14 protein-coding genes are annotated in these 10,591 nt (G+C 59.6%); 6 read left to right on the top strand and 8 right to left on the bottom strand.

The features are described 5' to 3' along the window. The 3 genes from P8X48_12575 to P8X48_12565 all read right to left on the bottom strand — a co-directional run. Positions 1-481, bottom strand: a 481-nt coding sequence (locus tag P8X48_12575) for a hypothetical protein (protein ID MEJ2108139.1), incomplete at its 3' end; no start/stop codon positions are given. Positions 482-512: 31 nt separating this feature from the next. After that, complete coding sequence (locus tag P8X48_12570; GenBank protein ID MEJ2108138.1) at positions 513-1,004, bottom strand: DUF3592 domain-containing protein; 492 nt, start codon at positions 1,002-1,004, stop codon at positions 513-515. A gap of 162 nt (positions 1,005-1,166) precedes the next feature. After that, on the bottom strand, positions 1,167-2,987 hold the full coding sequence (locus tag P8X48_12565; protein ID MEJ2108137.1) for a sodium:proton antiporter: 1,821 nt from the start codon (positions 2,985-2,987) through the stop codon (positions 1,167-1,169). Between the two features lie 146 nt (positions 2,988-3,133). Here P8X48_12565 and P8X48_12560 point away from each other — a divergent pair, with 146 nt between their 5' ends. Together P8X48_12560 and P8X48_12555 are read left to right on the top strand one after the other, a co-directional pair. Then, complete coding sequence (locus P8X48_12560; protein MEJ2108136.1) at positions 3,134-3,292, top strand: DUF2461 family protein; 159 nt, start codon at positions 3,134-3,136, stop codon at positions 3,290-3,292. An 8-nt stretch (positions 3,293-3,300) separates the two neighbouring features. Further along, on the top strand, positions 3,301-3,780 hold the full coding sequence (locus P8X48_12555) for a TIGR02453 family protein (GenBank protein MEJ2108135.1): 480 nt from the start codon (positions 3,301-3,303) through the stop codon (positions 3,778-3,780). 32 nt (positions 3,781-3,812) lie between these two features. Here the strand turns inward: P8X48_12555 and P8X48_12550 are convergent, their stop codons facing one another. Continuing rightward, positions 3,813-5,513: a winged helix-turn-helix domain-containing protein gene (locus P8X48_12550; GenBank protein MEJ2108134.1), complete on the bottom strand. Its 1,701-nt coding sequence runs from the start codon at positions 5,511-5,513 to the stop codon at positions 3,813-3,815. Between the two features lie 156 nt (positions 5,514-5,669). Here P8X48_12550 and P8X48_12545 point away from each other — a divergent pair, with 156 nt between their 5' ends. Further along, positions 5,670-6,188 carry a lipocalin-like domain-containing protein gene (locus tag P8X48_12545; GenBank protein MEJ2108133.1) on the top strand — a complete coding sequence of 173 codons (519 nt, stop codon included), beginning with the start codon at positions 5,670-5,672 and terminating at the stop codon, positions 6,186-6,188. Positions 6,189-6,232: 44 nt separating this feature from the next. Continuing rightward, a complete protein-coding gene (locus P8X48_12540; GenBank protein MEJ2108132.1) occupies positions 6,233-7,231 on the top strand; it encodes an SMP-30/gluconolactonase/LRE family protein in 999 nt (332 codons plus the stop codon). A gap of 31 nt (positions 7,232-7,262) precedes the next feature. Here the strand turns inward: P8X48_12540 and P8X48_12535 are convergent, their stop codons facing one another. The 4 genes from P8X48_12535 to P8X48_12520 all read right to left on the bottom strand — a co-directional run bounded on the left by P8X48_12535 (position 7,263) and on the right by P8X48_12520 (position 9,386). Beyond that, complete coding sequence (locus P8X48_12535; GenBank protein MEJ2108131.1) at positions 7,263-8,084, bottom strand: CPBP family intramembrane metalloprotease; 822 nt, start codon at positions 8,082-8,084, stop codon at positions 7,263-7,265. Positions 8,085-8,093: 9 nt separating this feature from the next. After that, entirely contained in the window at positions 8,094-8,333 is a 240-nt protein-coding gene (locus tag P8X48_12530) for a DUF3147 family protein (protein MEJ2108130.1), read from the bottom strand. Positions 8,334-8,522: 189 nt separating this feature from the next. Next, positions 8,523-8,885 carry an STAS/SEC14 domain-containing protein gene (locus P8X48_12525; protein ID MEJ2108129.1) on the bottom strand — a complete coding sequence of 121 codons (363 nt, stop codon included), beginning with the start codon at positions 8,883-8,885 and terminating at the stop codon, positions 8,523-8,525. Positions 8,886-8,984: 99 nt separating this feature from the next. Further along, positions 8,985-9,386, bottom strand: coding sequence for a helix-turn-helix domain-containing protein (locus P8X48_12520; protein ID MEJ2108128.1), 402 nt, complete (start codon positions 9,384-9,386; stop codon positions 8,985-8,987). A 131-nt stretch (positions 9,387-9,517) separates the two neighbouring features. On the opposite strand from P8X48_12520, the gene P8X48_12515 reads away from it, so the two are divergent. Both P8X48_12515 and P8X48_12510 read left to right on the top strand, forming a co-directional pair. Further along, entirely contained in the window at positions 9,518-10,120 is a 603-nt protein-coding gene (locus P8X48_12515; protein ID MEJ2108127.1) for a nitroreductase family protein, read from the top strand. 262 nt (positions 10,121-10,382) lie between these two features. After that, positions 10,383-10,591 (top strand): cation-transporting P-type ATPase (locus tag P8X48_12510; protein ID MEJ2108126.1); only part of this gene is annotated, 209 nt, incomplete at its 3' end.

Raw genomic sequence — 10,591 nt, 5'->3', positions numbered from 1 at the left:
TCGAGGTATTGAACAGGTTGAACCGCTGCCGCAGCGCATCGGTGCCGTAGGTATGCCAGGCCAGCTCCTCCAGGACCGGCGCGATGATCAGGATAAACCAGACGGGGAGTACACCCGAACTGAAAGTCGCGTGACTGGTGATGCTAAACTGGCTGGCGTCGTAGCCGAACAGCAGGGAGACGGCCATGGCCAGTACAATGCTTGCCGGCATCAACAGCAGGGCAAGGAAAAAATAAACGGGTGGTGCAGCGCGAAAATTGAAGACACGTCCGGCCATATCGGCGAGGGTGTTGTCTTTCCAGGCATACCACGCAGCAACGAGCACGGGCGCGCACAATCCGGCCAGACCCAGGGAGCTGACGTAGGCCCCAGGTGCTGCGCCCGGCCGGTGGCTCAGCCACGCCGCCGTGAGCCACAGGGCCCAGGGAATGGCGGCGCTGAAGAAATAGAAGCGAAACGGATGGCGGTAGCGTTCGATCATTGGGTGACTCCTTGTCCGTGTCGACGTGCCATTACTTCCAGTCGATCTCGCCGATCAGGGTGAGATAGGCGACGATGGCGATCCCCAGACCGACGATTACTGCAAGGAAATGCCGAACCTTAACCCCCGGTTTGACATAGGCCTGGTCCGGGTTCTGTGGATTGTAGCGCAATTGGGTACCGAACTTGCCGGCACGAACCTGTTCCACGTACGCGTCGCCGGCTGCCTTCGTAGACACATTTTCCCTGTTCAATTCGTGATTCCAGGTGCGACGGGTCTCGCCGCGTGCCTCGTATTCCAGTTGCAGATAGACCCGGAAGTGGGGGCCGGAGTTGTCGCTACCCAGGGATTCTTCCACGTCGGCATTGGCCACGGAAAATGTTGCCCTGGGCCAGTACCGGCTCTGGTTCGCATACCAGGCATCCCGCAGGGTATCGACGGTCATGACCCCGCCCAGGACGATGAGCAGGATCAGCATCGCCTGTAATGCCAGTTTGTCGTCGGTCTGGAAGTACCAGATCATGCACCCGCCCATGCATAGGAACCAGACGAAGAAAAACTTGAACTGGGCCGATGCCGGCCTACTTTTCGATCTGTTGATCCTGACCTTGATCACGTGTCCTCCCATGGCGTGACGGCCCATGCGTCTTGACTGCCTTTAAGACATCGCGAAGCGATTTCTGAATCACTCCCTGCTCTTTTGTTCTTCCTTCGCTTCCGCCTGGACCAGGCTAAGCACCGTCCAGTCCGTGCCTGGTTTCAGCTTGCCTGCGGCGACGAAGACCTGAATGCGGCCGCGCGGGTCTATGGCAAACAGTGGGATCGCCTTGTGCCCGTGCTGCTGCCGGTATTCGTCGAAGGTGAAGCTGTCGCTCAGCGTCGTGCTGTGGATCTCCGCGCCCTGGCTGATCAGGCTCGACAACATAGTGAAGGTGACATCGTCGCCGAACAGGGTATATCCGCGGCGCGGTTCGGCCGCCTTGAGTTTTTCCGCGGCGGCCTTCTCCTGCGCTGTCTGCACGGTGTAGATAGCCGCGGCTCCAAACTCGCTGCGAAAACGCATGCCGGCGAGCACGTTCACGTCGGCGACCGGCGAAAGGGCGAGCATGCGGCCGATCCCGACAAGGTCCAGGTGCTGGTCGGCGTGGGCGGAGATCGGATTGCCGTAGTAGACGGAAAGTCCATCCATGCGTGCGGCGCGCACATTTTCCCAGCTGGTGTCGGTCAGGACGACACGGAATTCATTCTCGGTTAGCGCCTTTCCGATGGTGCGCGCGACCGGATTGGCGCCGATGATGAGGAAACCGCGCGGGTCTGGTTCGGCCACCTTGAGCCAGCGGGCGATAAGGCGCGCGCTGGCGCTTTGCAGGACCACGGTACCGATGATGACCATGAATGTGAGAGGTACCAGAAGATCGGCCCGGGCCATGCCCTGTTCCTGCAGACGCAGGGCGAAAAGCGCCGACACCGCCGCGGCGACGATGCCGCGCGGCGCGATCCACGCAAGCAGGGCGCGTTCGCGCCAGTTGAGCGTCGAGCCCAGGGTGGACACCGCCACTTTCAGCGGCCGCGCCACGAACTGGATTGCCAGGAACACATAGACGGCCGGCCACCCAAGTTGTTGGAGTTCGGCGACGTCGAGGCGTGCCGCCAGCACGATGAACACGGCGGAGATCAGCAGCAGACTCAGACTCTCCTTGAACGACACAATGTCCTCGATGTTCACATCCTTCATATTGGCCAGCCACAGACCCAGGATGGTGACCGCCAGCAGGCCGGACTCGGAATAGATCAGGTTGGAGCCGACGAATACGACAAACACCAGGCTCAGGGTGGCGACATTGCGCAGGTATTCCGGTATCAGGTGCTGCCGCAGCAGCAGGCCGAACAGGTATCCCGGCGCGGCACCCATGGCGATACCTACGAGCAGGATCTCGCCGAACCCGATCAGGGTGTGGCCGAGGGCGCCATCGACACGACCGGAAACGATGAACTCGAATACCAGCACGGCCAGCAGGGCGCCGATAGGGTCGATGACGATGCCCTCCCAGCGGAGGATGTTGGCGATGCGCGCGTTGGGCCGCACCGTGCGCAGCATGGGAACGATCACCGTTGGCCCGGTTACCACCGTTACCGCCCCGAACAGCAGGGCCAGCTGCCAACCAATGTCGAGCAGCAGGTAGCTCGCGACCGTGGTGATCGTCCAGGTGACAAGTATGCCGATCGAGACCAGATTGCGAACTACCCGTTGCAGGCCGCGGATCTGGTCCAGCTTCAGCGTGAGGCTGCCCTCGAACAGGATTACGGCGACCGACAGCGACACCATGGGAAACAACAGGTCGCCGAACAGGGCGTTGGGGTCCAGCCATCCCGTGACCGGGCCGGCGATGATCCCGGCGAGGAGCAGGAACAGAATTGCCGGCAGTTTCAGCCACCAGGACAGCCACTGGCTGACGATGGCAATCAGGCCGATTCCCGCCAGCGCGATGAGGATATGCTCATGCATGGACTTCCCGGGTCCTCGATGATCCTTGCCGTGTTGTTCTTGGGTAGGCCAAGGATACGCGGCTGGTGCCCGGGTTCAAGATGGGCGGGCGATGATGGCACAATGTGGAGGCGAGGCGGGGGCAGAACGATAGACGCGGAGACTCCATGGCAAACCGATACTTCACCGAAGCCAGCCTTGAATTCCTGAAGCGGCTGGAGAAGAACAACAACCGCGACTGGTTCCGGGAACACAAGCAGGACTACGAAGACCTGGTGCGTTCGCCTGCGCTGGATTTCATTTCCTGGCGATCCCGAAGAAGGTAGGCGGTTCAATGATGCGCCCGTACCGGGACGTGCGCTTCAGCCGGGATAAGCGGCCATTCAAGACCAACGTCGGCATCCAGTTTCGTCATTTCCTGGCCAAGGACGTGCACGCGCCGGGATTCTATCTTCACATTGAGCCCGGTTATTGTTTCGTCGGTGCGGGTATCTGGCACCCGGAAGCAGAGCCGCTTGCACGAATACGCCTGGCCATCCATGAGCAACCGGAGCAGTGGCTCAAGGTCTCGCGGGGCAAGGCCTTCGCCCGGATGTTCGAGTTGTCCGGCGATGCCCTCAGGCGGCCGCCGCGCGGCTACAGGAACGATCACCCCCTGATCGAGGATCTCAAGCGCAAGGACTTCATCGCCATGGTCCCGCTGGATGAGTCGCGTGTGGTCACCAATGCGCTGAAGACAGACGTCGCCAAATCCTTCCGCACCGCTGTGCCGTTCATGGAGTTTCTGTGCAAGGCACTGGAGATACCTTTCTAGCAGAAAGAGCTGCCGATGGTTACTCGCCGACGCTATGCTTCCGGCAAGCCCGCTTTCCTTAGCTGATCGAGGAATCGTTTCTGTAGCGCCTTGTCGGCGATGGGGTAGTCGTTCTTCAGGTGGGAAAGGGTGGTGTCCGGGTTCATGATGCGAATCTGTTCCACTTCCCACTTCGCGTCGTCAAGCCGGCCCAGGGCGACATAGGTTGCCGTCAGGAACAATCTGGGGTTCACTGCCTGCTCGTTTCTTTTCAGTGCGATCCCCAGGGTCTTGATTGCATCCTCGTATCTGCCCATGACATAGTACGCGCGCCCGAGGATGTACGGATAGTCCCAGCTGTAATGAGGATCAAGTTTCATGCCCTTGGTGATCAGTCGGGCCGCTTCCTTCCCGTTTCCGAGCTGATTGTTAATCAATGCGAGCAATCCATAGCCGTCGGCGTAGGTAGGCGCGATGTCGATGGCCTTCTCTACCGCTCTGATCGCCTGTTTGTGCTTCTTCTGATACATCAGCGCATAACCGCGGGCCCAGTGGGCCTGGGGTGATGCTGGATTTAGTCGGACCGAGAGATTGGCCATTTCCAGGGCGCGATCGAGTGTCTCGGTGGGGTTGTCACTCCAGTTGCGCCAGAACTCCACGGTGAGGGCAACGGCCAAAGCGCTGTGGGCGCGCGCAAAGCTGGGATCGAGCTTGATCGCCTCGCGATAGGCGTCCTGCGCCGCTTCATTCGCTTCCCGCGTACGTTCCTTGAACAGTTTCTGGCCGTGAAGGAACAGGTCGTAGGCCTCGAAGTTCGTCGTCGCCCGGTAATGCAGTCGCTTTTTGTCGCTTGAACTCAACTGCAGAGCAAGGGCGCTGACGATGCCGTTGGTGAGTTCATCCTGCGCCTTGAACAGGCTTGATTCCCTGCTTTCGAATTTCTTTGCCCACAACTGCACGCCGGTACCGGTTTCAATCAGGCTGGCGTTGATCCGCCATCGTTTTCCGGCTTTGCGGACACTGCCCTCGACCAGGTAGTCGGCACCCAGTTCCTGACCAACATTCCTTGGCTCGAATTCCTGCCCTTTATAGCGATAGGTCGCGCTGCGCGAAATGACCAACACGTCGGACAGACCAGACAGGTTGGTAATGATGTCGTCGGTGATGCCCTCGACGAAGTATTCGTTTTCCGGATCGTTGCTGATATTGGCGAAGGGCATTACTGCCAGAGTTTTCAGGTTCGTTCCGGTTTCGTTCTCGTCGATCCCACCGTGTCCCACGAAAACGACCGCGAGCACGACGACCATCGCCAGCACAAGCGTGGCGATGGCGCCCACTCTCCAGGACCTTGATCGATTTGCGGGGGAAGAGGGAGTAGTGGCAGTGTCGCCGGACGCGGGTTCGTCGAAGGTCACCGGCGCGACCAGTCGGTAACCCCTCTTCGATACGGTTTCGATATAGCGCGGCTGTCGGGTGCTATCGCCCAGGGCCTTCCTCAGCTTGAGAATACTGCTGGCGAGGGCGTCATAGCCGACCACCGTGCCGGCCCATGCCTCGGCCTCCAGTTGCTCGCGACTGATCACTTCCCCTGCACGACCGGCCAACAGGGTCAGCACCGTCATGACTCGCGGTTCCAGGTGAACTTGTTCGTGGTTGCGCGAAATGATTCCGGCGGCGGGATCGACCCTCCAGTCGTCCAGGTGAAATGGGCGCATCAGGGAATGGGTCAACTCGCCTGCCTGCTGCTTTTCCACGTCCTGTCCCCGCGAATGGATAAGTTATTGATATCTCAGAATAGTCAAATAACCGCCAGAAAATCGTCGACGAAAAATCCAGTTTCCGCCGCAAAGCCGATTCCGCCTCCCGATAGGCTGCGTTGATCTTATCAACAGCCCCTGAAGGAGGACACCGTGAAAGCCAGACCTGCTCACTCAACCGTTTTGCCCGCTGTCTCTGCGGCCGTTTTTATCGTTCTTTCCCTGGCCGTTTCCGGCCTCGGGCTCGCTTCCGCGGCCGACGATGCGGCGCGCCTGGTCGGGAGCTGGAAGCTTGTTTCATGGCAGACCAAACACACCGACGGAAGTACGGACTATCCCATGGGCGAGTCGCCCGCCGGACTTCTGATCTATGACGCCCGGGGAAACATGTCCCTGCAGATCATGGACGATTTTCGGCCGGCCTTCAGCCAGGGATACGACAAGACAACGCTGGACGAATTGAAGGAGGTGTACAAGACCTACGCCGCCATGTTCGGGCACTACAGCGTCGATCCCTCGGCCCGCACCGTGAGTATTGAAGTGCAGGGAATCACCAACCCCAACTACATGTCTTCTACCCTGACGCGCTACTACACGCTCAAGGGCAACACCCTGGTGATGGCGTTCGATCCCAAGGGTATGAACAGCACCACCTGGAAACGCATCCAGTAGTCCCACCAAAAGAGTCTGACCACGAGTCAACACAAGGAGGCATCATGAAAACCATCAGTCAATGCGGCAAACCCCTGGCGGTCGTTACCCTGGGGGTGATGATTATCGCCAGCGCGGTCACAGGCGCGTCACAAAGTCCCAGGCAGATCAGCTTCACGAAGGCGGCCCTGTATCCGGAAGGGGTGGATTGGGATGCGGCCAACAAGCGCTTTCTGGTTACGTCCATCCATCGGGGCCTGATCGGGTCAGTGACGGAGGACGGACACTACAAGGTGTTCGCACGCGACCCTCGCATGGTTTCGGCGGTCGGGCTGCACATCGACGCCCAACGCGATCGGGTACTGGTATGCAATGCCGATCCGGGTGCGAGCGAGTTCTCCAGCCCCAAGACCACCGGCAAGCTGGCAGGCCTGGCGGTTTTTCGTCTGTCGACGGGCAAGCTAATCAAGTACATCGATCTGGCCAAGGGCCTCGATGGGCCCCACTTCTGCAACGATCTGGTGATCGACAAGGACGGCACAGCGTACATCTCGGACAGCTTCTCCGACATCATCTACAAGGTCGACCCGTCCTACCGGTCGTCCGTGTTCCTCAGTGACAAGCGTTTCAGAGGCATCGGCTTCAATCTGAACGGCATTGTCATCAAGGACGACTACCTGCTGGTGGACAAGTTCAACGATGGAATTCTGTTCAAGGTGCCGTTGAACAATCCGAAGGCCTTCACCCAGGTGAAGATTAAGGAGAAATTCCATGGTGCGGATGGCCTGCTGTGGGACAAGGATGGCACCCTGGTCGTGATTGCCAATGACAGCGGTCATGCCGGTTCAAAACCCGCGATCAAGACCGACAAGGTTGTCCGCCTGCGGAGCACGGACAATTGGGCCTCGGCGCAGGTGGTGAGCGAAGAAAACACCGGCGACGTATTTGCTACCACTGGAACAATGAAGGATGGCCAGGTCTACGTCGTACATGCCATGCTGCACGTTCTGTTCAATCCCAAGACCAAGAAGCAGATCAACCAGTTTAATATCCGCAGGTACTGATCATCGTTGCGGGTGAAGCGGGACGGAGGGATTAGGTACTAGTCCCTCCGTCTTTTTTGTTCGTATCGCGCCACCAGATCCACGCGATCAGTACACCCCAGATCATGACTACGGTACTGATTGCGGCGGCGGGGACTCCGGCACCGGCCGGGGGAGCAACCATCAGGTTGTAGAGCGCGTGCCACAGGGCCACGACCAGGACGCTGCGGCCGCTGAGAAGATAGACATGCGCGAGCACGAAGGCACCACACACCAGCCCGAAGGCCCATCCCAGCAGCATCGGCCCGACCAGTGCGGTCATGCTCACGTTGATCCAGAAGACGGGGATGTGCCACACGATCCACAGCCCGGAAATGATGAGCGTGGTCCGAAACTTGTCGTGGCGAAGCAGCAGGCGCTCCATCATGAAACCGCGCCAGCCCGTTTCCTCGCCGTATCCGTTCAGTACCAACACCAGCAGCAGCACCGCCCACCAGGATAGTGAGGAAGGCAGGCCGGGATAAATCCAGAAATCGTGCGGGGCCGGGAGTGGAGTACCAAAGACATAAAGGGCTGCGAATACAAGCACGCCCATCGCCAGCGGAGACAGCGCCAGCAGCACGCCCCGGCGCCAGGACGAGCCCCAGTGCGTCATGCGGCGCAACAGCTCAAGCAAGCCGGGTTTCCCGTCAATGATCACCGTTGTCACGAACGCCCCCAGCATGGGTCCGAGCAGACCGGGCAGGTGGCTGACGCTGGTCCCGGGACCAGAGTGTTTCCCCTGGGCGATGAGCACGAACCAGTAGCTCCAGGTGAACAGCAGGGCGAAACCGTAGTATGCCGTGACAGGATATCTGGCAATCCATGCTCGCATGGCCGCCCCCTAGAGGGGCAGGACGACGAACAGCGGCAGCGAGGCGAGCACGAGCCAGAAGATGCTCTGCGCCAGCGACGCGATTCGCGTGGTGTCGTGCGTGTCGACGTACAGCCACATCATCGCCAGCACCGACACCAGCGGCACGGAGGCGAGGATGCCGCCGAGCAGGGTACTGCGTCGGGAAATCTCGGAGATGGCGACGACCAGGACCACTGTGACGGCGATTTTCGTCAGATACCAGGCCATGGGTCAGCTTCCTTCTGGAATCTTGTTGTTTGAGATCAGCGCAAAGACTGGCTGTCCGTCCGACCTTTGCGGCAAGAATTCTTGTTCTGACCGCAAATATCCTGTGGGAAGAGGTCTTGGCGGTTCAAGAAGAAATCACTGCGACGCCCGTTTCTTGCACAAGAACCGTGGACTGTCCCCAATACCTTCCTACTCGCTTACCCATCGTCTCGCCTCGGAGAGTTCCTTGTTATGAAACACCCGGACATGCCCTGGTATAGCAAGCCCAAAGACCCTGAGCGCCGCCCGTATCCATTCCACGTCCGTTACGACGGCCATCCGTTCCCAGCCAGAAAGATGCTTCAGGCCCAATTTCGTGTCGTCCCACATCGCGGCGGCTTCGAACCCGATAAAGTCTTCGCCGAGATGGTACAGGAAGCGAGCCTTTCCTTTACGAGCGAACAGTTCCTCGATTGCCGGAATAATGGTGGACTCGTAGTCGTTCGCCGTTACCGTCCCACTGGCGCTGAAGCCGATAACGCCATCTGGCAAATCCGGTATCTTCTCGATCATTTCAGAGCCTCCCGCTGTTTCGTGGATCGAATCATCCGGGTCAGCAAACAGAAGAGTGGGGTCAGAGAGCAGCTTACGCCGATATTCAGGCTCTCTGGCTCAACGGTGTGCGCGTCTCAGCCGTACGGCGTTGTCGGCTTCACCCTCCGCCGGGTCTTCCTGCCGCATGGCGTTGATCTCATCGAGATATTCCATTCCCCATTTCTGGAGCATGCGGATGATGGTTTCCAACGTCGTCCCGAATTCCGTGAGCGAGTACTCCACTCGCGGGGGTACCTCGTCGTAGGTGGTGCGTTGGATAATTCGGTCGGCCTCCAGCTCACGCAATTGGCGCGTCAGCATTCGCTGCGTCACGCCGGGCAGCAGGCGGCGCAGTTCGTTGAACCGCTTCGTGCCCCCGAGCAAATAGAACACGATTAGCCCTTTCCATTTGCCACCGATGACTTCGAGACATGCCTCAACCGGGCACCGGATCGTTCCGTCACAGGTTTGAGTTCTCATGGCTGCATCCTTCCTCGGTATACAAAATGATACTACGGGACAAAATTGTGCGTACTTATGCAAGCGAGATCGTTTTTATAACATCTCCCCCCTCAGGTATCCACGCCAGACTTTCTACGGGAGAAGACGCTATGGAAGTGATCAACGCAATCAAGGCACGCCGCGCAGTGAAGGACTTTGACCCGCAGCACGAGATGAGCGACGTCGAGGTCGACCGGCTACTCTCGCTCGCGATGCTGTCGCCCACCGCCTTTAATATCCAGAACTGGCGCTTCGTCGTCGTCCGGGATCCGGCGCTACGCAAAGAGATCCGCGCCGTGGCCGGCGATCAAGCCCAGGTCACCGACGCATCCCTGCTTGTCGTCCTGTGCGCGGACCTCAAGTCGTGGGAAAAGGAGCCGAGGCGCTACTGGCGCAACGCGCCGCCTGAGATCAATGAGTTCATGGTGCCGGCGATCGACGGTTACTATCGCGGCCGCGAACAGGTGCAGCGCGATGAGGCCATGCGTTCGTGCGGCATCGCGGCGCAAACGCTGATGCTGGCCGCCAAGGGCATGGGCTACGACTCCTGCCCTATGGATGGATTCGATTTCGCAGCCGTGGGCCGCTTGATCAATCTTCCCAAGGACCACGCCATCGCCATGTTTGTCGCGATCGGAAAGGGCGTGCGCGATCCCTGGCCGCGCGCGGGACAACTGCCATTGGAATCGGTGACCGTCAGTGATCGGTTCTGAAGCGGGGGAGGCGGAGGGGCTGGGTATTCATCCCTCCGTTCCCCGCTTTCTGGGCAGCTTTCCGCTTTGCCGAAAAAAGCGCGTCCTCCTTGGCCCGAAGTTCGCGACCCGAAATGAATCAACGGGTTCTTGCGCGTCTCCGAACCGCGCGCTCCGGGTTTGACTCCGATGTCCGACGATCACAGAATCGGGTCATTGCCTGGCACCCAGTGTCTCGCTCCCCTTGCTTGCCGACGCACGATCAGGAGGACGGACTTCGTCAATGGCAGCACCGCGCACATCCACGACCCGAAGCGCCATCGCCGATCCCTGCGCCCATTCGGCCGCGGACACGTTGGCGCTACTGGATGCCACGACACATGGACTGGACAGCGCCGAGGTCGCAAGACGGCAGCAGGAATATGGTTTCAACCTGCTACCCCGCGCCGAACCCCCAACCCTGCTGCGCATCGCGCTGCGCCAATTCGAAAG

It is taken from the genome of Acidiferrobacteraceae bacterium (genome assembly GCA_037388825.1).
Taxonomy (GTDB): domain Bacteria; phylum Pseudomonadota; class Gammaproteobacteria; order Acidiferrobacterales; family JAJDNE01; genus JARRJV01.
Note: the sequence above shows the minus strand (reverse complement) of the source record. Positions and strands in the feature narration are given on the sequence as shown.